The following is a 23,373-nucleotide window of genomic DNA, read 5'->3' as shown; positions in this document are numbered from 1 at the left end:
CGAGGGGAATGCGCTGTCGGTGTCGCGTGGTTGAGTCAGGTGCGCGAGTTGACCTCACGTGCACTTGAGGATCGAGGATGAACGCATGACACGACGTGACCGGGCGAGAGTGACCGCGACATGAGCATGGCCGGTTGGCAGGTCCTCCAGAGCCTGAGCAAGGACTCCAGCGTCAGGGGCAAGGAGCTCGCACCGGGGACGGCCCGACGGGTCCTGTCGTACGCACGCCCCTACCGCCGGATCATCGCGGCGTTCCTCGCGCTCGTGGTGGTCGACGCAGCCCTCATCGTCGCGACGCCCTTGCTGCTCAAGAGCCTCATCGACGACGGCATCTATCCCCGCGATTCGGGCCTGGTGGTGCGGCTGTCATTGCTCGTGGCCGCTCTCGCGGTCGTGAGCGCGATCGTCACGCTCGTCTCGCGGTGGCTTTCGGCGCGCATCGGCGAGGGCCTCATCGTCGACCTGCGAACGCAGGTGTTCTCACACGTGCTGCGCCAGCCGATCGCGTTCTTCACCCGCGCCCAGACGGGAGCGCTGGTGTCCCGGCTCAACAACGACGTCATCGGCGCCCAGCAGGCCTTCACCTCGGTGCTCTCCAGCGTGGTGAGCAATGGGGTCTCGCTCGTGCTCATCGTGGGCGCCATGCTCGTGCTCTCCTGGCAGTTGACCCTGGCGTCGCTCCTCCTCGTGCCGCTGTTCCTGCTTCCGGCACGCGCCATGGGTGGCCGGCTGGCGGCGATGGCGCACGACCAGATGGGTCTCAACGCCGAGCTCGGCACCCGCATGACCGAGCGCTTCAACGTCGCGGGGGCCCTCCTCGTGAAGATCTATGGCAGCCCCGAGGTCGAGGATCGTGAGTACTCGCAGCGGGCTGGTCGGGTTCGCGACATCGGCGTCCGCATCGCCGTGAACCGTTCCGTCTTCTTCGTGGGGCTCACGCTCGTGGCCGCTCTCGCCACGGCGCTCGTCTACGGCTTCGGCGGGGTGATGGCCGTCAACGGCGCCCTCACGGTCGGCACTCTGCTGGCGCTCACCGCGCTGCTGGCCCGCCTCTACGGTCCCCTCACGACGATCTCGAACGCCCGGGTCGACATCATGACCGCACTCGTCTCGTTCGAGCGTGTCTTCGAGGTCCTGGACCTCGAGCCGCTGGTGGCCGAGGCCCCGGGCGCGACTGCCGTGCCGAGCGGGCCCGTGAGAGTGGATCTCGACGGGGTCGGCTTCGCCTATCCGGCCGCGAGTGAGGTCTCGCTCAGCTCGCTCGAGGCGTCCGCGACCGGGGACCGCGACGCCGGATCCGTCGTCCTCGATGGCATCGACGTCACGATCGAACCGGGGCAGCTCGTGGCCCTCGTCGGCCCGAGCGGCGCCGGCAAGTCGACCCTCACGGGGCTCGTGGCCCGCCTCTATGACCCGACGAGCGGAGCTGTGCGCATCAACGGGGCCGACCTGCGGACGGTCACCCTGGACTCGTTGCGCAACACCGTCTCGGTCGTCACGCAGGAGGCGCACCTCTTCCACGACACGATCCGGGCCAACCTTCTGTATGCCGCGCCCTCGGCTTCCGATGCCGATCTCGAGGCCGCACTTCGCGCGGCTCGGGTGTGGAGCCTGGTCGAAAGACTGCCTGCGGGGCTGGACACCGTGGTCGGGGATCGGGGGCACCGTCTGAGCGGCGGGGAGAAGCAGCGCATCGCGATCGCGCGCCTGCTGCTCAAGGGTCCACGTCTCGTGGTGCTCGACGAGGCCACCGCGCACCTCGACAGCGAGAGCGAAGTGGCCGTGCAACGGGCCCTGGACACCGCGCTAGACGGACGCACGGCGCTCGTGATCGCTCACCGGCTCTCCACCGTCCGGCATGCCGACCTCATCCTCGTGCTCGACGGCGGACGGATCGTCGAGCGCGGCACCCATGCCGAGCTGTTGCAGCGAGGTGGTCTCTACCACGACCTCTACACCACACAGTTTGCGGATGGGCCGGCTGTGGCGACCACGTCGCCCTAGTCAGTTCGGGCCATACTTCGGACGCGCTCGGGGCCATCCGGTTGGTCCTTTCGGGCCAATTTGGGCCCGATGCCCGGCATGCGTTGCAAGGTTTTGTGATGGTCAAGGGTGGGGGATGTGCGACCTGTGCACCTCCGGGGAAACCTTTGGTGGAGGGAAACAAGACATGGCACGGCACATGACCCGTCGACTGGCGGGCGCAGCACTCGGACTTTCGATGGTGGGGGCCTCGAGCGTCGTCTTTGCAGCGGCGGCGCAGGCCGACCCCAACGCAAACATCACCATCTGCCACGCGACCGCGTCGGAGACCAACCCGTTCGTCGTGATCACCGTGGATGCTGCGTCGATCGTCAAGGACAACGGTCACGACCAGCACCAGAACCGCGAGGACGTCATCCCGCCGTTCACCTACATCGCCGGGAACGGTGGCGATGAGGTGAGCTACCCGGGCCTCAACTGGGACGACAACTGGAAGACCAACGGCGAGGGCGTCGCCCTCGAGGACGTCGACAAGTCCCTCTGTGTGCCCGTCACGTCGACGCCGACGCCCACCACGACGCCGAGCACGTCCACGACTCCGACCCCGACCACGACTCCGACCACGTCCACGACGCCGACCCCGACCACGACTCCGACCACGACGCCGACCACGCCGACGACGCCGTCCACGACGCCGACTCCCACGGGTCCGGTTGTGGAGACCGACCTCGTTGACGACGGCATGAATCCGGCCGCGATCGGTGGCGCGCTCGCCCTGCTCATCGGAGCCGCTGCCGGCACCACAGCAGTCGTCCGTCGCCGAGGAACGCACGCCTGAGGCTCGTCCCGCGTACGACGCAGACGGCGCCCTCTCGTAGGAGAGGGCGCCGTCGGCGTGTGCCCGGAGGACTGGGTGCTAGTAGTCCTCTTCGTCCCAGATGCGAACCTTCTTGGGCTTCGCCGGTCGGTCGGGTTGCTCGTCACGCAGTTCACGTCGCAGCCCCAACCAGATGAGCAGCATCCCCACCGGCATGGAGAGCCACCACTGGAACGCATAGGCCTGGTGCGGCCCGAGGCTGCGATCGGGGTCCTCGAGGCGGTCTGGCCGCGGAGGAGTGGTGCCGTCGGCCGACACCTCGGAGTCGAGGACGATGTAGCCGTCGAGCACCGTTCTGCCCCAGGCCTTTTCGACGTCGGGCTTGGCAACGCTGGCCACCTGACCGGACGGCAGGCGCTTGTCGTCGGAGTTCTCCGCCGGGCGAACCCAGCCGGTGACGGTGACCTCACCCGCGGGGGCTTCCGACACCTCCGGCACGACTGCGGCACCGCGAGGTGAGTTCTCCACCCACCCCCGGTCGACGACCACGGTCGTCCCGTCGCCGAGGTGCAGGGGAGCGAGGACCTCGTAGCCGTAGACCCCGTTGTTGGGACGGTTGCGCACGAGCAACTGCTCGCCGTGGTAGGTCCCGGTCGCGGTCACCTTGGTCCAGTCGGCGTCCGACCTGTTCACCGGACGGTCATCGAGCACCTGACGCACGGGAACGGGGGCAGCGCGGTAGTGGGCGTCGAGGAGGGCATTGCGCTCCACCTTGTATTCGTGGCGACCGTACTGCCAGTGCCCGAGGTGATATGCCGCGACGGCGTAGAGCAGCGCGATGGCGAGCGCACCCAGCCAACGGGGGGTGAACAGACGCCGAAACACGCGGTCACCCTACCCGGCCTACGATGGGACCATGTCCACCACCCCGACAGCCGCTCGCCTGGCCGACCAGTACGGTCGCGTCGCGCGTGACCTCAGGGTGTCGGTGACCGACCGGTGCAACCTGCGCTGCCGCTACTGCATGCCCGCCGAAGGGCTCCCGTGGTTGGCCAAGCCGGAGATGCTGACCGACGACGAACTCGTCCGGCTCGTCTCGATCTTCGTCGGACTGGGCGTTGAGCAGGTGCGACTCACGGGCGGGGAGCCCCTGTTGCGCCGCTCCGTCACCGAGGTCGTGGCCCGCATCGCGGCACTGAAGCCCCGACCTCGGATCGCCATGACGACCAACGGGGTGGGTCTCGCTCGACTCGCAGCCCCACTCGCTGCGGCCGGGCTGGACCGGGTCAACGTCAGTCTCGACACGATTGACCCCCAGGAGTTCGCCGACCTGACGCGTCGCGACCGACTCGCCGACGTCGAGGCCGGCCTGGCCGGGGCCAGGGACGCAGGGCTGGTGCCGGTGAAGGTCAACGCCGTTGCCATGCGCGGTATCAACGACCACTCCGTGGCGGACCTACTCGCCTGGTGTCTCGAGCGGGGCTATGAGTTGCGGTTCATCGAGCAGATGCCGCTCGATGCCCAGCACGGCTGGGATGCCTCGACGATGATCGGGGCTGACGAGATCCGCTCCCGGTTGTCGGAGCGCTTCACGCTCACACCGCTGCCCGCAGCCGATCGCGGGAGCGCACCGGCGGAGCGCTTCCTCGTGGATGGTGGCCCTTCGTCGGTCGGCATCATCGCCAGCGTCAGCGCACCGTTCTGTGGTGCCTGCGACCGCACGCGCCTCACGGCCGACGGGCAGGTCCGCAACTGCCTCTTCTCGCAGCGCGAGACCGACCTCCGTGGTCCGATGCGGGATGGTGCCAGCGACGACGAACTCGCCGACCTGATCACGGGCGAGATGTGGCGCAAGGCGAAGGGGCACGGGATCGCCGACCCCGACTTCGTGCAGCCGATCCGACCCATGAGCGCCATCGGCGGCTGAGACCGAGGCGGACCCGCCCGTCGGGGCGGCTCCTGTTCAGCCGGCGTCCGCGGGGATGTCGTCGACCGGGACGGTCGCACGCAGGAAGCCACGCAGCGAGAGGAAGTCACCCAGGGTCACGCGGTGCTCGTCGCACGCGAGCCAGACCTTGCGTCGGTCGGGAGTGTGAACCTTCGGGTTGTTCCACAAGAGAGCCCACGTGGCCATCTCGCGACAGGCCTTGGCACTACAGGTCAGGGACGCATCGCTCACTTCTCCAGCTGCTCCCGGTGGGGCTCTTGCGGCGTGACCGGTGCGAGGCGACCGGCCGCACGAGGTGACCGGGCATTGGCGAAGAGCACCGCGATGTAGGGGAGGACGACGGCCAGGGCCACGCAGGTCCAGCGCACCCACCCCTGCGTCACGACGGCGAGGAAGAAGCAGGCCGTGCGGATCCCCATCGTCACGAGGTAGTGCTTCATCCTCGCGTTGATGTCGTCGTCGGCTCGCGACCGTGCACTCGTGACGGACTGCACCGTCGGCTCGCCTCGCCGGATCGTGCTCACCTGACCACTGTACGTCCGCAACCTGAACGTCCCACTCCGCAGCGGCGATGAGGGCTACCGGTGGGTAGTCCACTAGCGTCGGGCGCCATGAGCAGCGCACGCAATGTCCTCGTCACCGGGGGCAACCGAGGCATCGGTCTCGCCATCGCCCAGGCCTTCGCAGATGCTGGCGACAACGTCATCGTGACGAGTCGCAACGGCCAGGCCCCCGAGGGTCTGCGCGCCGTCACCTGCGACGTGACAAGCACCGAGTCGGTGAATGAGGCGTTCGGTGCGGCCGAGGAGATCTTCGGTGGGCCGGTGCAGGTGCTCGTCGCGAATGCCGGCATCACCAAGGACGGTCTGCTCATGCGGATGAGCGACGAGGACTTCGACGCGGTCATCGACACCAACCTCGCCGGGACGTTCCGCTGCGTCCGGCGGGCGAGCACCGGCATGATCAAGGCCAGGGGCGGACGCATCATCCTGATCTCGAGTGTCGTCGGCCTCTACGGCGGGCCCGGACAGGCGAACTATGCGGCCAGCAAGGCGGCCCTCGTCGGCCTCGCCCGGTCGGTGACGCGTGAACTCGGCGGCAGGGGGATCACCGCCAACGTCGTGGCGCCCGGATTCATCGAGACCGACATGACCGCAGCGCTCCCGGAGGACACCCAGAAGTCTTACAAGGCCGGCATACCGGCTGGTCGTTTTGCGCAGGCGGCCGAGGTTGCAGCCGTCGTGCGGTTCCTCGCGTCCGACGACGCGGCGTACGTCACGGGCGCCGTCATCCCCGTCGACGGCGGCCTCGGCATGGGCCACTGACCTTCCCTTCCACCCCGCACGCCACCGACAAGGAGAACGACACGATGCTGCTCGAGGGCAAGAAGCTGCTCATCACCGGAGTCCTCATGGATTCCTCGATCGCCTTCCACGTCGCCAAGCTCGCCCAAGAGCAGGGCGCTGAAGTTGTCCTCACCTCCTTCGGCCGGACGATGAAGATCACGTCGACCATCGCCAAGCGGCTGCCGACGACCCCACCCGTCGTCGAGCTCGACGTCACCGACACCGATCACCTGGACACCCTGGCCGCTCGGCTCGGCGAACACGTTGACCACCTCGACGGTGTCCTCCACTCGATCGGGTTCGCCCCCCAGGGTGCGTTCAACTTCCTCGAGGGCACGTTCGAGGACGTCTCCACCGCGATGCACGCCTCGGCCTACTCGCTCAAGTCCCTCGCGGTTGCCGCGCTGCCCCTTCTGAGCCCCGGCTCGTCGGTGGTGGGGCTCACCTTCGACGCCAAGTTCGCGTGGCCGGTCTATGACTGGATGGGTGTGGCCAAGGCCGCCTTCGAATCGACGAACCGCTACCTCGCCCGCGACCTCGGTCCCAAGGGCGTGCGCTGCAACCTCGTCGCAGCCGGGCCGATCCGCACCACGGCCGCGAAGTCGATCCCCGGGTTCCAGACGTTCGAGGACTCCTGGGGCGAACGCGCTCCACTGGGGTGGGACGTCAACGACGCCGTGCCCGCCGCCAAGGCCTGCGCGGCCCTGCTCTCCGACTGGTTCCCCGCGACGACCGGCGAGATCGTCCACGTCGACGGCGGCGTGCACGCGATGGGCTTCTGAACGCGCTGCGACGAACTAGGCTCGGCGAGGTGACCAGTGACCTCAGCAGTGCACCCACCGTGACGACCCCTGACGTGCCGTCCGTGACCGCCACCGAGGTCCGGGTCCTGGAGGGACCCAACCTCTATTTCCCCAAGCCGGCGGTCAAGGTCACCCTCGACCTCACGGCATACCTTAATGCGGACAAGGAGACCATCCGCGCTGTCGCGCGGACAGCGGGACTCCGTGCCGTCCAGGCGGGAGCGCCCGGAACCGAACAGCGGCAGGCAGTTCTCGCCCGGCTCGCGGAGCGAGCCGTCCGGCACGTGTCACGCGCGTCCGGAACCAGCCGGCTCGGAGTCCGTGCGCGGTCGGGCAACGACCGGTCCGTGGTGGTCGTGGCCTTCGTGTGGCGGCGCCGCGGTTCGGCCCAAGCGCTCGGCGAGTCCGTTGCTCCGGTTCTCGATGCCTGGCTGCGTGGACACGACGTCGTGGCCGAGCAGGCCGACATTGTCCGTGCCGCCCCCGATGGGCCCCCGCCTCGGATCGTCACTCCTCGCATCCCGGTGGCATCGATCACCGGCACCAACGGGAAGACGACGACGACCCGCCTCCTCGCGCACATCGCCATGACCGCGGGCAAGCACACCGCGTGGAGTTCCACCGATGGAGTCGTCGACCACGGCACCATGATCGAGCCGGGCGACTACTCGGGACCTGCTGGTGCGCGAGGTGTGCTCGGAGCGCCCGGAGTCGAGATCGGCATCCTCGAGACCGCGCGCGGAGGAATGCTCCTCAAGGGCCTGGGTGTCGCCCACAACGATGTCTCCGTCGTCACCAACGTCACGGCCGACCACCTCGGACTCCAGGGCGTCGACACGGTCGACCAACTCGCCGAGGTCAAGGCGATCATCACCCGCGCGACGCGCCCCGCCGGCTGGGCCGTGCTCAACGGCGACGACCCCCGAGTGTGGGCCATGCGTGCCGGCGCCTCCGCCAAGCCGTGGGTGTTCACACTCGACCCCAGCTCACCCGCCATTCGTGAGGCCCTGGGAATCGGGGGTCGCGCGATCACCGTCCTCGACGATCGCATCACCGTGATCACGGACGGAACGAGCGACCCGCTCATCAAGGTCGTCGACGTCCCGATGACGATCAGTGGCCTGTCGCGACACAACGTGGCCAACGCCCTGGCGGCGACCGCGGCAGCACTGGGACTGGGCCTCGATCGGGCGGCGGTCGTCGAAGGACTGCGGTCCTTCCGCCCCGACGCGGACCTCAACCCGGGGCGGATGAACACCTACAGCACGGCCAGTGCCGACGGCGGAGAGTGCACGGTCGTCATCGACCTCGCGCACAACGAGGCCGGCCTCGAGGCCCTGATGGACGTCACCGACGGGCTGCGGCAGCCGGGTTCGAGGGTCCACCTCGGACTGGGAGCCAGCGGCGACCGGACCGACGAGATCCTCGAGAACCTCGGCGAGATCGCCGGACACCGAGCCGATCACATCGTCCTGCTGCACAAGCCCCACTACCTGCGGGGGCGGACCCGTGAGGACATCGAGGGACACTTCCGGATCGGACTCCAGCGGGCGGGCGTGGCCGACGTCGCGTCCTTCGATACGGAGCTCGCGGGGCTCGAGGCGCTCGTGGCGGGCGCGCACGACGGCGACGTCGTCGCACTCATGTGCCACGCGGAGCGTCAGGATGTCTACGACTGGTTGGCTCGCACGGGAGCGCGGTCCGACGATGCCGGAACCATCCGACGCAAGGTGGTCGGGGCCCGAGGGGAGCACCAGGCCGAGGACGAGATCACCGCACTGTGGGCGGACGAGGACGCCGAGGGGCGCATCCGCAGAGGTGCGGAACTGGTCGCGGCCCACCCGGGAGATGCGCGGATCACCTACGAGTACGCCGGAACCTTCGACTCCGCCGGTCAGGAGGAACGGGCCATCGAGCTCTACCGTGAAGCGCTGAATTCCGGTCTGCGCGAACCGTTCCGGCACCGGGCCGTGGTCCAGCTGGCTTCTTCCCTGCGCAACGTGGGGCGGTCGGAAGAGGCCGTGCAGCTGCTCGAGTCGCTGGCGCAGGACCGTCCCGAGTCGGTGGGTATTGCGGGCTTCCTCGCTCTCGCGCTGAGCTCGGCCGGGCGATCCGAGGAAGCGCTCGGCCGCCTGTTGAGCGTGGTGGCACAGGGAAGCACGGATGAGGACGTCTTGCGCTACCGCCGCGCGCTGACGGCCTATGCGGGGGAGCTCGCCGGGCGCCGCGACTGAGTGCTCCGGCCAAGTTGTGGTCGAACCCGCTCCGATGGGTCTACGTTCACGAGTACAGATCGTGAACATCCCGCCGAGCAGGGGAGTGGCCATGACCATCTCGTTGTCGCAGCAGTTGACGCGCAAGAAGCCGATCGCGCTCGCCACCGATCCCAGTCACCCCGAGCACCATCACGCCGGACCCGAACTCAACCGAACCATCGGGACGTTCGCCCTGACGATGTTCGGCGTCGGTGCCACGGTCGGCACGGGCATCTTCTTCGTACTGCAGGAAGCCGTGCCCGACGCAGGGCCGGCGGTCATCATCTCGTTCATCATCGCCGGACTCGCGGCGGGCCTGTCGGCGCTCTGCTACGCGGAGTTGGCCAGCGCCATTCCCGTGAGTGGCTCGACCTACTCCTACGCGTACCACGCCCTCGGCGAACTGGTCGCCATGGTGATTGCCGCCTGCGTCCTCCTCGAGTACGGCGTGGCCGCCTCCGCCGTGGCCGTCGGGTGGAGCGGTTACCTCAACGAGTTCCTGGACAAGACGATCGGTATGCCGTTCCCGGACGCGCTGTCGTACAGCCCGATCCCGTTCGAGGACAACACCACCGGCATCATCAATCTGCCGGCCGTGGTGCTCGTCCTCCTCTGCACCCTGTTGCTCGTGCGGGGTGCGAGTGAGTCTGCGAGGGCCAACACGATCATGGTGCTCGTCAAGCTCGCCGTGCTCGTCCTCTTCATCATCATCGGTCTGACAGCGTTCCAGACCGACCGCTTCGACAACTTCTGGGCGTCGGGTTCGGCCGGGATCAGTGCGGCCGCCGGAACGATCTTCTTCTCCTTCATCGGTCTCGATGCCGTATCGACAGCCGGTGAGGAGGTGAAGGACCCACAACGGGCGTTGCCGCGGGCGCTCATGGCCGCCCTGGTCATCGTCATCTCGGTCTACGTCCTCGTGGCACTTGCCGGCGTCGGGGCCCAGCCACTGGAGGAGTTCTCGAGCGATGAGCAGCAGAGCGCCGGTCTGGCCGTGATCCTGGAGAACATCACCGGGAATGCGGTCGCCGGGACGGTCCTCGCGGCTGGGGCGGTGATCTCGATCTTCTCGGTGACCCTGGTGACCCTCTATGGTCAGACCCGCATTCTCTTCGCGATGGGACGCGACCGCATGCTCCCGGATCGCTTCGCCGAGGTGCACCCGCGCACGCTCACACCGGTCTTCAACACGGTGGTCGTCGGGGTCGTCGTCGCCCTGATCGCCGGTTTCGTTCCGTCCGACTATCTGTGGGACACGGTCTCCATCGGCACCCTCATGGCGTTCTCGGTCGTGGCACTCGGCGTGCTCGTCCTCCGTCGCACCCGTCCCGATCTCCACCGTCCGTTCAAGGTTCCGGGCTACCCCGTGACGCCGGTGCTGACGATCATCGTCTGCGCCTACGTGCTGTCCGGCCTCGCTGCGACGACGTGGATCGTCTTCGGGATCTGGCTCGCCGTCGTCCTCGCCTTCTACTTCCTGTGGGGGCGCCGCAATTCCCGGCTCCAGACCGCGGATGAGGAGGCGTCGTGACGATCGTCGTCGGCTTCCGCGGAGGCGCTGACGATCGGTCCGGGCTCGAACTCGCCGTGACCCTGGCGAGGTCGAGCCAGATCCCCCTCGAGGTCGTTGCCGTTGTGCCGGCTTCGTGGCCCACACCGGTCATGGGGGCCGCGGACCGCGACTTCAGTCGCTGGGCGGCCGAGCAGGGCGCAGCTGCCGTGGCGGAGGCGGACCAGTTGGTGGCCGAGATCGCGAGTGACCTCACCACCACCACGCGATCCGTGGCGGCTCGCTCTGTCGCGACGGGACTCCTCGAGGTCGCCGCGCGCGATGACGTGGCGATGCTCGTCATCGGGTCCTCGGCGGAGGCCGGGCATGGCCAGGTGAACCTCGGCTCCACCGCGAACCGACTGCTGCACTCGTCACCCGTCCCGGTGGCCCTGGCGCCTCGTGGCCACCAACAGCCGGCCGGCAGTCGCGTCGGGCGGGCCACCTGCGCCTTCCGTGGAGACGACTCGTCCCGATCCACCCTCGAACGGACCGCCAGGATCTGCCGCGAGGTCGGAGCCAGCCTGCGACTGGCGACGTTCGCCGTCCGGGGCCGGACCATGTATCCGCCGGAGGTCGGTTTCGACGCCGAGGACGAGGTCCTCCGGAGTTGGGTCGATCAGGCGGTCACGGCTCAGGAGCGCGCGCTCGAGGCGTTGGGTGAGGCAGACATCCTGCCGGACGATGTCACGACCGTTGTCGGGGCCGGCCGCACGTGGGCGGGGGCTCTGGACGCCATCGGCTGGGAGCGGGACGACGTGCTCGTCGTCGGCTCGACGCGCGAGAACCTCGTGGAGCGGATCTTCCTGGGGTCGAGCGCGACGAAGATCGTTCGGCACGCGCCCGTGCCCGTGATCGTCGTGCCCTGAGCGCACGACGATCACGGGCACGGGCTGTCAGTGCTGTGGTGCCTCAGGTGCTTCGTCGGGGTCGACGACATCCTTCGGGTCCTCGGTCGAGCCAACCTCGGTGTCGTCCGCCTCGTGTTCGGCCAGCCCCTGACCCGTGGCTTCCTCGCCGCTGACGTGCGCCTCCGCCGTGATGGTCGTCGGGTCGAGGTCAGGATCGGCGACTGACCCTGCTGTGTGCGTGCCGGGCTGGGCCTGCTTGGTCATGGTCTCCAGCTCGTTCATGACGACACCGTGCTGGTCGACGCACACCACGACGATGTCGCCGGGGTTGGCGCGTGCCATGACGTGCCGCACCGCAGACAGCTCGTCGGTGACGATCTCGACCTGACGGCAACGGGCCCCGTCGGCCATCGCGGCCTTCGCACCCTCGGCAACGAGTCCGGCTGTCTCGCCGGGCTTGCGCCCGCGGAGGCGCTCGTCCTCGCGGACGACGATGACGTCGAAGTGTTGCGCGGCGATCGTGCCCAACTCGCGCATGTCGGCGTCCCGGCGGTCGCCGGCGGTCGCGATGACGCCCAGTCGGGAGAGTTTGCCGAGTTCGGTGGCGCCCGACTTGGCCTCGGCGTAGCGCTCGACGAACTCGCCGAGCACCTTCATGCCGGGAGCGTTGTGGCAGTAGTCGACGATGACGTCGACGTTGTTGACGTTCACCTGGTTCATGCGGCCGGGGGAGAGGTAGTAACTCGTCGAGAAGGTTCGCAGGCCCTGACGGATCTCGTGGAGCCCGGTTCCGATCGCGAACGCGGCGCCTGCCGCTGCCATGGCGTTGGAGACGTTGAACATGGCCGTGCCACCGAACGTCGACGGCAGGAGGTGGGTCCACGCGAGTTGCATGGACCGACGACCGTGCCGGATGACGATCATGTCGCCCTTGTCGGAGGGTTCGAGGACGACGGCCCGCCCACCACGTCGGCAGTGCTCATCGACGAAGTCCCGAACCGCCGTGCCGGGTGTCGACGTCGTGAACCAGACGATCGAGCCGGAGCAGCGCCGACGCATCTTGCGCACGAGTGCGTCATCGGCGTTGAGGACGGCAAATCCGTTGCGGGGCACCGCTTCCACGACCACAGCCTTGACGTCGGCCAACTGCTCGACCGTCTCGATGCCGCGCAGGCCCAAGTGGTCCGGGGCAACGTTGGTGACGACGGCGACGTCGTTGCGGTCGTAGCCGAGCCCTTCGCGCAGGATGCCACCTCGCGCGACCTCCATGACGGCGAAGTCGACACGGGGGTTCTGGAGGACCATGCGTGCCGACTTGGGACCGGATGCGTCGGCCTTGAAGACGAGTCGCTCGTCGACCACGATGCCGTCGGTGGAGGTCATGCCGACCTTGCGGCCGACACCCTTCATGATGTGGGCGATCATGCGCGAGGTCGTCGTCTTGCCGTTCGTTCCCGTCACGGCGACGATCGGAACGCGCGACGGTGCACCGGGTGGGAACAGCAGGTCGACCACGGGCTTGGCGATGAACTGTGGCTCGCCGATCGTCGGGTGCGTGTGCATGCGGAACCCCGGTGCGGCGTTCACCTCGCAGATCGCGCCGCCGGTCTCGCGCACGGGGGAGGCGATGTCGGGGCAGATGAAGTCGATCCCGGCCACGTCGAGGCCGACCATGCGCGCGGCTTCCTCGGCGATCTCGACGTTGTCGGGGTGGGCGTCGAACGTCCGGTCGACCGAGATGCCGCCGGTGGACATGTTGCCGGTGAGAGCGAGCTTGACCATCGTCCCCTGCGGGGGAACCTCGTCCATGGCGAAGCCCTGGTCGTGCACGAGCTGCTCGGCGGCGGCATCGACCTTGATCCTCGTGAGGACCTTCTCGTGGCCGACACCGCGGCGGGGATCCGAGTTGGTGATGTCGACCAGTTCGGCGACCGTGTGTTCGCCGTCCCCGACGACGTGGGCGGGCACCCGCTCTGCAATGGCCTGCATGCGTCCGCCGACGATGAGGCAGCGGTAGTCCTTGCCGGTGATGAAGGACTCGACGATGACGTTGCCGCGCCGCGACTGTTCGCGGGCGACGTGGAAGGCCTCGCGGACCTCGTCATCGGTCTGGAGGTCGAGGCAGACGCCACGGCCGTGGTTGCCGTCGAGGGGCTTGAGTACGACGGGGTAACCGACTCGTCGCGCGGCGGCCACGGCGTCATTGGGGCCACGGACGGTCTCCTGCTTGGGGACCGGGAGGCCGGCGGACCCGAGGAGCTTGGTCGTGAGGTCCTTGTCGGAGGCGATGTCGACGGCGAGGGCGCCGGTCTTGGAGGTCATCGTGGCGCGGATGCGTTGAGCGTGGACTCCCTGGCCGAGCTGGACCAGGCTCGCGCTGTTGAGGCGGATGTAGGGGATGTCGCGGCTCACGGCCTCCTCGAGAATGGCTGCGGTCGACGGGCCGAAGGCGGTGCGGTCGGCTCGACGGAGGAAGGTGTCGAGCTCCTCGCGGAAGTCGAACCCCTCCTCGGCGCGGACGAGGTTGTTCACGAGCCGGACGGCGAGACGTCCCGCCGCCATGCCGACGCCTTCGTCGGAGTAGCCGTAGATGACGTTGTAGCGCCCGGGTTGGCCCTTGACCATGCGCGTCTTGCCGCGCCGCTGGTCGTGCCCGGCCTCCTGCTGCAGCTGGAGGGCGACGTGTTCGCTGACGTGGCCCAGCCACGTGCCTTCCCGCAGCCGCTGGACGAAGCCGCCCTTGACCCCGCGAGAGCACGTGTGGTTCTCGATGCCCGGCAGCAGTTCGAGGAGGTGGTCCGTGAAGCCGTCGAGCAGGTCGGTGGGGTACTCCTCGAGGATTCCGAGATCCACGACGAGATGGATCGCAGGATCATAGGACCAGACGTTGCCGCCGCGATAGACGCGCGACTCGACGATGGTGAGCTCCGGGGCGGCGGGGCCGCTGGGGGTCGGGCGATCCTGGGACATCGGACTCCTCGAGGCTGGCAGGTGTGGTGCGGTGGGTGCCTGGCGCTGCTGGTGGTGCGGTGGTGCTGCGGTGCTGGTGTTGAGGATCGTGCAGTTCGTGGGCTCGGGCGATCAGGACTTCGCGGAGGCGATCGTGACGCCGACGTCGGGGTGCTGTTCGACAAAATCCACGAGTTCGGCCGTGCTGAGGTCGAAGGTCGCGCCCGCCGGGAGCGTGTGGATCCGTGCACCGGACACGAGCAGCGGTGCGCCGCGTCGCGCATCCGGGGCGTCGGTCGTGACATCGCGGCAGTCGATCACGAGAACTCCGCCGCGTCCATGGACCGTGAAGCGCGTGCCGTCGGTGACCTCGATCGCGGTGTCCTCGTCGATCCCGACGCCGAGCAGGCTGGGCGAGGACGCCACGACGGACATCAGCCGCCCATAGCGCGATCGCTGGGCGAAGTGCTGGTCCACGATGACGCCCTTGAGCAATCCCATCCCGGCGCTGATCTGGCTGGCGCGCTGGACCGGTGTGATGCCCTCGTCGCCCATGGAGATCATGAACTCGCTCATGATCGACGCTCCGGCCGACGTGCCGGCAACCACGGCCCCGCGCGCGTGTGCCCGGTGCAGGGCGTCGCCCAGCGGGGTGCCGGGGAAGAACTGCGACAGTCGCAACTGCGACCCGCCGCTCATGAAGATGCCGGTGGCGTCATCGATCCTGGCAACCGCCTCCGGGACGTGGGCGTCACGACGCGACTGCGGATTGACGACCTCGATGGACGAAACCCCGAATCGCGTGAACACCTCGGAATAGGACGCAACGACTTCGTCCTGGAAGGACGACGCGGTCGGGATGATCACGAGCCGAGCTCGCCGTCCCCCACTGATGCGGACGAATCGGCGCAGCAGCGCAGCGCGACCGACGCGGTCCTCGGCACCACCGATGATGAAGAGGGTCGGTGTCGTGGATGGAAAGCGGGGCATTGGACCAGCCTAGGAGGATTCAGCCGTGCTCGACGGCAGGCGCGGGTGTCGGTGTGCCGTCGGCGTCGTCGGCCTCCTCGATTTCTTCCCGGGTGATTCCGAGCAGGTGGAGTACTGCGTCAAGATAGGGCACGTTCACGGCTGTGTCAGCCTGTTCGCGCACGACCTGTTTGGCGTTGAATGCGATCCCCAGTCCGGCGGTGCCGAGCATGTCGAGATCGTTGGCGCCGTCACCGATGGCCACGGTCCGCGCCAGGGGCAACCCGGCCTCCTCGGCGAACTCACGCAGTGCTGCGGCCTTGCCCTCGCGGTCGACGACTCCACCGACGACACGACCAGTGAGGCGACCGTCCACGACCTCGAGGCGGTTGGCTCGGGCGTGGTCGATGGAGAGCTCGTCGGCGATGGGTTGGACGATCTCGATGAAGCCGCCGGAGACGAGAGCCACGGTGAACCCAAGACGCTTGAGCGTTCGCACGAGTGTCCGCGCGCCGGGGGTGAGCCGAACGGCCTGACGGACCTCCTCGAGGACGCTCGCATCCAGGCCGGCCAGGGTGGCAACGCGTGCGTGCAGGCTCTCGGCGAAATCCAGCTCACCGGCCATCGCCCGCTCGGTCACCGCAGCGACCTCGGCCTCGCGGCCGGCATGCCGGGCGAGCAGTTCGATGACCTCATCCTGGATGAGCGTCGAGTCGACGTCCATGACGACGAGCCGGCGTCCGCGGCGAGCGAGACCGGCCGGGGAGACGGCGATGTCGACGGACTCCTCGGCGGCGACGAGTGACAGTTCCCGCCGCAGGGAGTGCAGGTCGGCGCCACTGACGTCGAACTCGAGGGTCGTGACGGGATAGCGGGACAGCCGCCGGATGCGGTCGATGTTGGCCCCGTGGGCGGCGACCGAGCGCGAGACGGCAGCGACGGCGCGGGCGCGCAACGGCGCACCGAGCACGACGACGGCGGCGCGGCCCGTGGGTCGCCTGCGGTTGTCGCCGCGGCCATCGGCGATGGTGACGCTGAGATCGAGGTCCTCGGCGACCCGTCCCACGGCCTCGCGCACGTCAGACACGTGCCCGGACGGACGCAGCAGCACTCCAAGGGTCAACTGCCCGCGCACGACGACCTGTTCGAGGTCGAGGACCAGGGCTCCGGTCGGGGCGACGGCGTCGAAGAGGGCGCTGGTGACACCCGGTCGGTCGTCACCGGTGAGGGTGACGAGCAGCGTGGGGGACTGATCGGGCGTGGTCGGCGTGGTCACCTGCTCAGGTTAGGAGTTGACCGCGTCCCGCCACGCAACGAGATCACGCACCGGACCGAGGTCGGGTGAGGGTCCGTGAAGTCCGGTCGTGAACAGACGGGTCCCCACGGCATACAGGGCCTCTGCGCCAGCGGCGTAGTCGCGCACGTCCTCGGGGAAGCGGCCGGGGCGCGGGCTGACCCCCGCGGAACGTTCGATGCTCGCGGGATCGCGCCCGACGCGTTCACACCACTCGTCGAGGACGGCGTGCTTGTGGGCGATCCGTTCGGCGTCGCCGAACCCGTGCCAGATGTCGGCGTGCTCGGCCACGATGCGGAGGGTCTTGCGCTCACCGCCCCCACCGATGAGGACCGGGATCGACCGGGTCGGCGCTGGGTTCAGTTTGCTCCAGCGCTCCTTGATGAGCGGAAGGTCGCGATCGAGGGCGTTCAATCGGCCTCCGGCAGAACCGAACTCGTAGCCATACTCGAGATAGTCGCGCTCGAACCAACCGGACCCGATGCCCAGGATCAGGCGGCCCTCACCTCCGCGGGCCGAGATGTGGTCGACGGTCCGGGCCATGTCGGCGAGCAGCTGCGGATTGCGGTAGGAGTTGCACGTCACGAGGGCACCGATCTCCACGCGCTCGGTCGCCTCTGCCCAGGCTGCCAGCATCGTCCAGCACTCGAAGTGGACGCCGTCCGGATCGCCGTTGAGCGGGAAGAAGTGGTCCCAGTTGAAGAGCACGTCGACGCCCAGCTCCTCGACCTGCGAGCAGATGCGGCGCAGATCCGCGTATGCCGTGTGCTGCGGTTGGACCTGTACGCCGATGCGCGCGCGGGTCACGACCCGAGGACCGTTCCCTTGCCGACGATCGTGATGCCCGAGTCCGTGACGGTGAAGCCCCGCGACCGATCGAGTTCGGCGTCGAAGCCGATCGCGGTCCCTTCGGGCACGTGCACGTTCTTGTCGATGATGGCGCGGCGGATGCGACAGTTTCGACCGATGTCGACGCCATCGAGGATGACCGAGTCGTCGATCTCGGTGTAGCTGTGGACGGTGACGTCGGGGGAGACCACCGATGAGTTCACGCGGGCGCCGCTGATGATGACGCCGGGGGATACCATCGAGTTGAGGGCCTCACCGAAGCGACCCGAAGCGCCGTGGACGAACTTGGCCGGTGGGTAGGGGCCGTAGCTCGTGAACAGGGGCCAGTCGTAGTTGTAGAGATTGAAGACCGGATGGATCGAGATGAGGTCCATGTGCGCGTCGAAGTACGAGTCGAGCGTCCCGACGTCGCGCCAATATCCTTGGTCGCGTTCGGTTCCGCCGGGGATGACGTTCTTCTTGAAGTCGTAGGTGTAGGCCGCACCCTGCGCGACGAGGGCCGGCACGATGTCGCCACCCATGTCGTGGGCGCTGTCCCGGTTCTCGGAGTCGCGGGTGACGGCGTCCTGGAGGACCTCGGCGTCGAAGACGTAATTGCCCATGGACGCGAGGATCTCGTCGGGGGAGTCGGGGAGGCCGTCGGGGTCGCTCGGCTTCTCGCGGAACGCCTTGATGCGCGTGTGGTCGTCGTGCTCCACCTCGATGACACCGAACTGGTCGGCCATGCCGATGGGCTGGCGGATGGCGGCGACGGTCACCCCGGCGCCGGACTCGACGTGCTGGTCGACCATCTGCGAGAAGTCCATGCGATAGACGTGGTCCGCTCCGACGACCACGACGATGTCGGGACGCTCGTCGGTGATGGTGTTGAGGCTCTGGAAGATCGCGTCGGCGCTGCCCTGGTACCAGGACTTGTCGACCCGCTGCTGGGCCGGGATCGGGGCGACGTAGTTGCCGAGCATCGTCGACATGCGCCACGTCTTGGTGACGTGTCGGTCGAGGCTGTGCGACTTGTATTGCGTCAGCACGACGATCTTGAGGTAGCCGGAGTTCACGACGTTGCTGAGGGCGAAGTCGATGAGGCGATAGATGCCGCCGAACGGCACTGCTGGCTTGGCTCGGTCGGCGGTGAGCGGCATGAGCCGTTTGCCCTCCCCACCTGCGAGGACGATGACGAGCACCTTGGGTCCACCGCTGCGGTAAGCCATGGAACCAACCTAGTGGAACGACACCGGTTGTGTGAGCCGCGTCTCACCAATGCCGGTCGGCGCTAGGGTCGGACCGTGCGCGTCGACATCCTCAGCAAGGAGTACCCACCCACCATCTATGGCGGAGCGGGGGTGCACGTCGCCGAGTTGACCCGGGCTCTGCGGGAGCGGGGCGACATCGACGTCCGCGTGCGGGCTTTCGGCCCGCCCCGCGACGAGGAGGGAACGTCGGGGTACGCCGACCTGCCGGCCCTCGAGGGAGCCAACGCCGCGCTCGTCACGATGGGCGTCGACCTCGCCATCGCGGCCGACTGCGGCGGGACGGACCTCGTCCACTCACACACCTGGTACGCGAACTTCGCAGGGCACACGGCGTCGCTCCTCGAGGGCGTCCCACACGTCGTGAGCGCGCACAGCCTCGAGCCCATGAGGCCGTGGAAGGCCGAGCAACTCGGCGGCGGTTACCGCTTGTCCTCGTGGATCGAGCGGACGGCATACGAGGGCGCCGCTGCCGTCATCGCGGTGAGCGACGGGATGCGCAAGGACGTGCTGCGGAGCTACCCGTCGATCGACCCCGACAAGGTGCGGGTCGTCCACAACGGGATCGCCAGCGAACTCTGGAAGCGCGCGGAGGACCTCGACACGGTGCGTCGGCACGGCGTGGACCCCGACCGCCCCAGCGTCATCTTCGTCGGACGGATCACGCGGCAGAAGGGTCTGCCCTACCTGCTTCGGGCTGCCGCCGAGCTTCCTCCGGAGGTCCAGCTCGTGCTGCTGGCGGGTGCCCCGGACACCCCGGAGATCAAGGCCGAGGTCGAGGGACTCATCGCCGAACTGCGCGAGCACCGCGACGGCATCGTCTGGGTGCCGGAGATGCTTCCGCGCAACGAGGTCATCGCAATGCTCTCTGCCGCAACGGTTTTCGTCTGCCCGTCGGTCTATGAGCCGTTGGGCATCGTCAACCTCGAGGCCATGGCGTGCGATCTCCCCGTCGTGGCCACGGCCACCGGCGGCATCCCCGAGGTCGTCGTCGACGGCGAGACGGGCTGGCTCGTCCCGATCGACCAGGTGCAGGACGGATCGGGCACGCCCGTCGACCCGGACCGGTTCGTGGCGGATCTCGCGGCGGCACTCAACGAGGCGGTCTCGGATGAGGATCGTGCGGGGCGTTTCGGTCGGGCCGGCCGTGCCAGGGCGGTGGAGTCGTTCTCGTGGTCGCGGATCGGTGAGGAGACCCTGACGGTCTATCGCGACGTCCTCGGGTGAGCGACGGCGACGACTCCGGCGTTCGTCGCGTCGGCGAGAGCGCGTTCGGCGACGCGGTGGAGTTCTCGGAGCAGGTCGAGGCGCCGGTGGTGTGTTCGGCTGTCGAGGGCGTCCTGGGGGCCATCGATCCCGGCGGCCGCCGCAGCGCCGATGCTCGCCGCGAAGGTGATGGCCCGCAGAGTCGTGCCGGGGAGTTCCTCCGGCAGGGCCCACGCACCCGGTTTGGGTAGTGCCTCGCGCGCTGCGGCAGCGTCGAACGGTTGACCTCCGAGCGCGTCGAGTTGCGCGGTCATCTCGAGAACCGTGGTCGTGAGGAGTCGGGTCGACTCCCGCGGATCGAGCGCCTCGACGCGGTGGATGGGGACCGGATCGCAGTCGTATGCCGTCCAGTCCAGTCGCGTTCCCGCGTCCGGACCGGTGGCTCCGGGGGGACCGAAGGTGGACCAGGTCGGGACGAGGAGCGCGCCGAGACCCGGTGCGACGAGGCACTCCTCGGCGTCGACAGCGGCGGCGCGGGCGTCGGGCGAGCACCCCGGAAGGCCGGTCGTGTCACCACTGGCCGGCAGCGCCACGAGGACGGTGCGTTCGCCCAGGTCGCGCCACAGGTCGAGCGTGCGGACCCCGGCGCCGACTGCGTCGATGTCGGGGAGCGCGGACGTCAGAGCGTCCTCGAGTTCCTCCCCTCGGGTCCACGCGGACGTGGCCCACAGGGCGATCCGAACGGATGCGGGCAGCTCGGGCATGCCGTCATCGTAGGCACGCCTGGTTCAACTAGGGTTCCGGTCATGAGCGATGTGCTGGCGATGGCGGGTGTGAGCGTCGTCCGCGGGGGAGCGACGCTGCTCGACGACATCTCCTGGGAGGTCGAGGAGGGGCAGCGCTGGGTCGTGCTCGGCCCGAACGGTGCCGGCAAGACGACGCTCCTCCAACTGGCCGCGGGGCGCATGCATCCGACTCGCGGTGTCGCGGGCGTCCTGGGCGAGGTGCTCGGTGCCGTGGACGTGTTCGAGCTCCGCCCCCGCATCGGTCTCGCATCGGTCTCGCTGGCCGAACGCATCCCCGGTGGGGAGCGAGTGAGTGACGTCGTCGTCACGGCGTCCTACGGCGTCGTCGGTCGCTGGCGCGAAAACTACGACGACCTCGACCATGCCCGGGCCGGTGAGCTCCTCGGTGCCCTCGGCGCCGGCCATCTGGCCGACCGCACCTACGGCACGCTGTCGGAGGGTGAACGCAAGAGGGTGCAGATCGCTCGGGCGCTCATGACCGATCCCGAGTTGATGCTCCTCGACGAGCCGGCGGCAGGCCTCGACCTCGGTGGCCGCGAGGACCTTGTCGCCCGACTGGGTGCCATCGCCGGGGACGTGATGGCACCGGCCCTCATTCTGGTCACCCACCATGTCGAGGAGATTCCGCCGAACTTCACCGACGTCCTGCTGATGCGTGACGGTCGAGTCGTGGCCCAGGGGCCCCTCGAGATCACCCTGACCGCCGAGAACCTCAGTGCCACGTTCGGGCTGCCGCTCGAACTCGAACAGCGCGGCGCGAGATATGCAGCGTGGTCCCGATGACGGACACGATTCATCGCATGGGATCGTTGTCCTGACAAGAGGCCGTCGAGGGCGACGGCACGAAAGGGGAGTGTCATGGAGTGGCTCACCGACAATCCGTGGGTTGCCTGGGTGGGGGTCGCCCTGATCCTCGCCGCGATCGAGGCGGCCACGGTCGACTTCGTGTTCGTCATGCTCGCCGGTGGTGCGCTCGCCGGCGGCCTCGCGGCCGGACTCGGTGGCAACGCCACCGTGCAGGTCATCGTCGCCATCATCGTGGGTGGGCTCCTCCTGTTCGTCGTGCGCCCGATCGTCAAGCGCAAGTTCACGGAGGGGGAGCTGGACCACAGCATCGGTGCGTCCAGCCTCGTCGGCCGCGAGGCGCGGGTCCTCCAGACCGTCACCGACACCGACGGGCGCATCAAGCTTGCCGGCGAGACGTGGTCGGCCCGGATCGCGCAGGGCTCCGAGCCGCTGCGTCCGGGCGACGACGCTCGTGTCATCGCCATTCACGGTGCGACGGCCATCGTCGCCGCCGACCGTCACTGATCCCGAGGGGAACCATGATCGAACTCGTCATCCTGGGGCTGTTGCTGCTGTTCGCAGTGATCGTCCTCGTCCGCACGGTGCGGATCGTGCCGCAGCAGACGGCACTCATCATCGAGCGCCTCGGTCGCTACCACTCCACGCTCGAGGGCGGCATTCACTTCCTCGTGCCGTTCGTGGACAAGGTGCGCGCCAACATCGACCTTCGCGAGCAGGTCGTCTCCTTCCCGCCGCAGCCGGTGATCACGAGCGACAACCTCGTCGTCAACATCGACACCGTCATCTACTACACGGTCATCGACGCGAAGTCCGCGGTCTACGAGATCGCGAACTTCATCCAGGGCATCGAGCAGCTCACCGTCACCACGCTCCGCAACGTCATCGGTTCGCTCGACCTCGAGCAGACCCTCACGAGTCGTGACCAGATCAACGCGCAGCTGCGTGGCGCGCTCGACGAGGCGACGGGCAAGTGGGGCATCCGCGTCAACCGCGTCGAGCTCAAGGCCATCGATCCGCCGATGTCGATCCAGGAGTCGATGGAGAAGCAGATGAAGGCCGAGCGTGAGCGTCGCGCCCAGATCCTCAACGCCGAGGGTGTCAAGCAGTCCAACATCCTCACGGCCGAGGGTGAGAAGCAGAGCCAGATCCTGCGGGCCGAGGGTTCGGCCCAGGCGCGAGTCCTCGAGGCCCAGGGCCAGGCCCGTGCCATCCAGCAGGTCTTCGACGCCATCCACCGCGGCAAGCCGACCCAGAAGCTGCTCGCCTACCAGTACCTCCAGGTGCTCCCGCAGATCGCCCGCGGTGACTCCAACAAGATGTGGATCATCCCGAGCGAGCTCACCGATGCGCTCAAGGGCATCGGCGGCGCACTGGGCCGCGGCGAGGGCGGCGGCGGCTTCAACGACGACGACTCCGACGCGTGGGAGCCGGGCGAGGACCTGTCGACGCCGTTCGACCAGACCGAACTCGTCGACCCCGCGCAGGCGCTCGCCGAGGCCCGCGACCAGGCCGGCGAAGCGCAGCGCGAGGCCAAGGATCACGCGATGCCGCCGGCTCGCCAGCAGCCTCCGCTGACGCCTCCGGCCGACGCGGTCCCGCCGCGCCCGGCACCGGTCGAGCAGGAGCCCGCCGCGCCGACCCAGCCGGCTGCACCGACTCCGCCGACGCAGCCGAACCCGCCGCGCGAGAGCTGA

Annotated in this window: 21 protein-coding genes; 12 read left to right on the top strand and 9 right to left on the bottom strand. The window is 68.5% G+C overall.

Annotation, left to right across the window (positions count from 1 at the left end):
• Positions 1-120: 120 nt before the first annotated feature.
• Together N803_RS05330 and N803_RS17335 are read left to right on the top strand one after the other, a co-directional pair.
• A complete protein-coding gene (locus N803_RS05330) occupies positions 121-2,004 on the top strand; it encodes an ABC transporter ATP-binding protein (protein ID WP_035903133.1) in 1,884 nt (627 codons plus the stop codon).
• Positions 2,005-2,182: 178 nt separating this feature from the next.
• Positions 2,183-2,821: a hypothetical protein gene (locus N803_RS17335; protein WP_156969659.1), complete on the top strand. Its 639-nt coding sequence runs from the start codon at positions 2,183-2,185 to the stop codon at positions 2,819-2,821.
• Positions 2,822-2,899: 78 nt separating this feature from the next.
• On the opposite strand, the gene N803_RS05320 is transcribed toward N803_RS17335, so the two are convergent.
• Positions 2,900-3,685: an SURF1 family cytochrome oxidase biogenesis protein gene (locus tag N803_RS05320; RefSeq protein ID WP_035903132.1), complete on the bottom strand. Its 786-nt coding sequence runs from the start codon at positions 3,683-3,685 to the stop codon at positions 2,900-2,902.
• A gap of 31 nt (positions 3,686-3,716) precedes the next feature.
• Between N803_RS05320 and moaA the strand changes: the two genes are divergently transcribed.
• Entirely contained in the window at positions 3,717-4,727 is a 1,011-nt protein-coding gene (moaA, locus tag N803_RS05315) for a GTP 3',8-cyclase MoaA (protein WP_035903130.1), read from the top strand.
• A gap of 36 nt (positions 4,728-4,763) precedes the next feature.
• Here the strand turns inward: moaA and N803_RS18485 are convergent, their stop codons facing one another.
• Positions 4,764-4,934 (bottom strand): hypothetical protein, encoded by a 171-nt coding sequence (locus tag N803_RS18485; RefSeq protein WP_169743043.1) that lies wholly within the window; start codon positions 4,932-4,934, stop codon positions 4,764-4,766.
• Positions 4,935-4,975: 41 nt separating this feature from the next.
• Complete coding sequence (locus N803_RS05305; RefSeq protein ID WP_052111810.1) at positions 4,976-5,272, bottom strand: DUF3099 domain-containing protein; 297 nt, start codon at positions 5,270-5,272, stop codon at positions 4,976-4,978.
• Positions 5,273-5,359: 87 nt separating this feature from the next.
• On the opposite strand from N803_RS05305, the gene fabG reads away from it, so the two are divergent.
• The 5 genes from fabG to N803_RS05280 all read left to right on the top strand — a co-directional run bounded on the left by fabG (position 5,360) and on the right by N803_RS05280 (position 11,570).
• Positions 5,360-6,073 (top strand): 3-oxoacyl-ACP reductase FabG, encoded by a 714-nt coding sequence (gene fabG / locus N803_RS05300; RefSeq protein ID WP_035903128.1) that lies wholly within the window; start codon positions 5,360-5,362, stop codon positions 6,071-6,073.
• Between the two features lie 44 nt (positions 6,074-6,117).
• Positions 6,118-6,876: an enoyl-ACP reductase FabI gene (gene fabI, locus N803_RS05295; RefSeq protein WP_035903127.1), complete on the top strand. Its 759-nt coding sequence runs from the start codon at positions 6,118-6,120 to the stop codon at positions 6,874-6,876.
• A 29-nt stretch (positions 6,877-6,905) separates the two neighbouring features.
• Positions 6,906-9,131 (top strand): tetratricopeptide repeat protein, encoded by a 2,226-nt coding sequence (locus N803_RS05290; RefSeq protein WP_084764045.1) that lies wholly within the window; start codon positions 6,906-6,908, stop codon positions 9,129-9,131.
• Between the two features lie 91 nt (positions 9,132-9,222).
• Entirely contained in the window at positions 9,223-10,683 is a 1,461-nt protein-coding gene (locus tag N803_RS05285; protein WP_035903126.1) for an amino acid permease, read from the top strand.
• The gene (locus N803_RS05280; protein ID WP_035903125.1) at positions 10,680-11,570 is read left to right on the top strand and encodes a universal stress protein; all 891 of its coding nucleotides are present in this window, start codon (positions 10,680-10,682) and stop codon (positions 11,568-11,570) included. Before N803_RS05285 ends, N803_RS05280 begins: the two co-directional genes overlap by 4 nt.
• 27 nt (positions 11,571-11,597) lie before the next feature.
• Here the strand turns inward: N803_RS05280 and cphA are convergent, their stop codons facing one another.
• From cphA to glgC, 5 genes are all read right to left on the bottom strand, one after another.
• Positions 11,598-14,522: a cyanophycin synthetase gene (gene cphA, locus N803_RS05275; protein ID WP_084764044.1), complete on the bottom strand. Its 2,925-nt coding sequence runs from the start codon at positions 14,520-14,522 to the stop codon at positions 11,598-11,600.
• Between the two features lie 111 nt (positions 14,523-14,633).
• Complete coding sequence (locus N803_RS05270; protein WP_035903124.1) at positions 14,634-15,491, bottom strand: cyanophycinase; 858 nt, start codon at positions 15,489-15,491, stop codon at positions 14,634-14,636.
• A 19-nt stretch (positions 15,492-15,510) separates the two neighbouring features.
• On the bottom strand, positions 15,511-16,746 hold the full coding sequence (serB, locus tag N803_RS05265) for a phosphoserine phosphatase SerB (protein WP_035903122.1): 1,236 nt from the start codon (positions 16,744-16,746) through the stop codon (positions 15,511-15,513).
• 9 nt (positions 16,747-16,755) lie between these two features.
• Positions 16,756-17,571 carry an LLM class F420-dependent oxidoreductase gene (locus tag N803_RS05260; protein WP_035903121.1) on the bottom strand — a complete coding sequence of 272 codons (816 nt, stop codon included), beginning with the start codon at positions 17,569-17,571 and terminating at the stop codon, positions 16,756-16,758.
• Positions 17,568-18,821 carry a glucose-1-phosphate adenylyltransferase gene (gene glgC / locus N803_RS05255; RefSeq protein ID WP_035903120.1) on the bottom strand — a complete coding sequence of 418 codons (1,254 nt, stop codon included), beginning with the start codon at positions 18,819-18,821 and terminating at the stop codon, positions 17,568-17,570. Before glgC ends, N803_RS05260 begins: the two co-directional genes overlap by 4 nt.
• 75 nt (positions 18,822-18,896) lie before the next feature.
• Here glgC and glgA point away from each other — a divergent pair, with 75 nt between their 5' ends.
• Positions 18,897-20,087, top strand: a complete 1,191-nt coding sequence (glgA, locus tag N803_RS05250; RefSeq protein ID WP_035903118.1) for a glycogen synthase — start codon at positions 18,897-18,899, stop codon at positions 20,085-20,087.
• Here the strand turns inward: glgA and N803_RS05245 are convergent.
• Positions 20,066-20,830: a hypothetical protein gene (locus N803_RS05245; protein ID WP_035903117.1), complete on the bottom strand. Its 765-nt coding sequence runs from the start codon at positions 20,828-20,830 to the stop codon at positions 20,066-20,068. The genes glgA and N803_RS05245 overlap by 22 nt on opposite strands.
• Before the next feature lie 42 nt (positions 20,831-20,872).
• Between N803_RS05245 and N803_RS05240 the strand changes: the two genes are divergently transcribed.
• The 3 genes from N803_RS05240 (at position 20,873) to N803_RS05230 (ending at position 23,373) form a co-directional block, all read left to right on the top strand.
• Positions 20,873-21,655, top strand: coding sequence for an ABC transporter ATP-binding protein (locus N803_RS05240; RefSeq protein WP_035903116.1), 783 nt, complete (start codon positions 20,873-20,875; stop codon positions 21,653-21,655).
• A 75-nt stretch (positions 21,656-21,730) separates the two neighbouring features.
• Positions 21,731-22,183: an NfeD family protein gene (locus N803_RS05235; protein WP_035903115.1), complete on the top strand. Its 453-nt coding sequence runs from the start codon at positions 21,731-21,733 to the stop codon at positions 22,181-22,183.
• Between the two features lie 14 nt (positions 22,184-22,197).
• Positions 22,198-23,373, top strand: a complete 1,176-nt coding sequence (locus N803_RS05230; protein WP_035903113.1) for an SPFH domain-containing protein — start codon at positions 22,198-22,200, stop codon at positions 23,371-23,373.

The organism is Knoellia subterranea KCTC 19937 (assembly GCF_000768685.1).
Classification (GTDB): Bacteria; Actinomycetota; Actinomycetes; order Actinomycetales; family Dermatophilaceae; genus Knoellia; species Knoellia subterranea.
The sequence above is the reverse complement of the archived record's forward strand: the minus strand, read 5'-3'. Positions and strand labels throughout refer to the sequence as shown.

Excerpts from the sequence above, each read along its gene's own strand:
- N803_RS05330 (WP_035903133.1), top strand. The coding sequence starts at position 121 with ATGAGCATGGCCGGTTGGCAGGTCCTCCAGAGCCTGAGCAAGGACTCC.
- N803_RS17335 (WP_156969659.1), top strand. The coding sequence starts at position 2,183 with ATGACCCGTCGACTGGCGGGCGCAGCACTCGGACTTTCGATGGTGGGG.
- moaA (WP_035903130.1), top strand. The coding sequence starts at position 3,717 with ATGTCCACCACCCCGACAGCCGCTCGCCTGGCCGACCAGTACGGTCGC.
- N803_RS18485 (WP_169743043.1), bottom strand. The coding sequence starts at position 4,934 with ATGGCCACGTGGGCTCTCTTGTGGAACAACCCGAAGGTTCACACTCCC.
- fabG (WP_035903128.1), top strand. The coding sequence starts at position 5,360 with ATGAGCAGCGCACGCAATGTCCTCGTCACCGGGGGCAACCGAGGCATC.
- fabI (WP_035903127.1), top strand. The coding sequence starts at position 6,118 with ATGCTGCTCGAGGGCAAGAAGCTGCTCATCACCGGAGTCCTCATGGAT.
- N803_RS05285 (WP_035903126.1), top strand. The coding sequence starts at position 9,223 with ATGACCATCTCGTTGTCGCAGCAGTTGACGCGCAAGAAGCCGATCGCG.
- cphA (WP_084764044.1), bottom strand. The coding sequence starts at position 14,522 with ATGTCCCAGGATCGCCCGACCCCCAGCGGCCCCGCCGCCCCGGAGCTC.
- N803_RS05270 (WP_035903124.1), bottom strand. The coding sequence starts at position 15,491 with ATGCCCCGCTTTCCATCCACGACACCGACCCTCTTCATCATCGGTGGT.
- glgC (WP_035903120.1), bottom strand. The coding sequence starts at position 18,821 with ATGGCTTACCGCAGCGGTGGACCCAAGGTGCTCGTCATCGTCCTCGCA.
- N803_RS05245 (WP_035903117.1), bottom strand. The coding sequence starts at position 20,830 with ATGCCCGAGCTGCCCGCATCCGTTCGGATCGCCCTGTGGGCCACGTCC.
- N803_RS05240 (WP_035903116.1), top strand. The coding sequence starts at position 20,873 with ATGAGCGATGTGCTGGCGATGGCGGGTGTGAGCGTCGTCCGCGGGGGA.
- N803_RS05235 (WP_035903115.1), top strand. The coding sequence starts at position 21,731 with ATGGAGTGGCTCACCGACAATCCGTGGGTTGCCTGGGTGGGGGTCGCC.
- N803_RS05230 (WP_035903113.1), top strand. The coding sequence starts at position 22,198 with ATGATCGAACTCGTCATCCTGGGGCTGTTGCTGCTGTTCGCAGTGATC.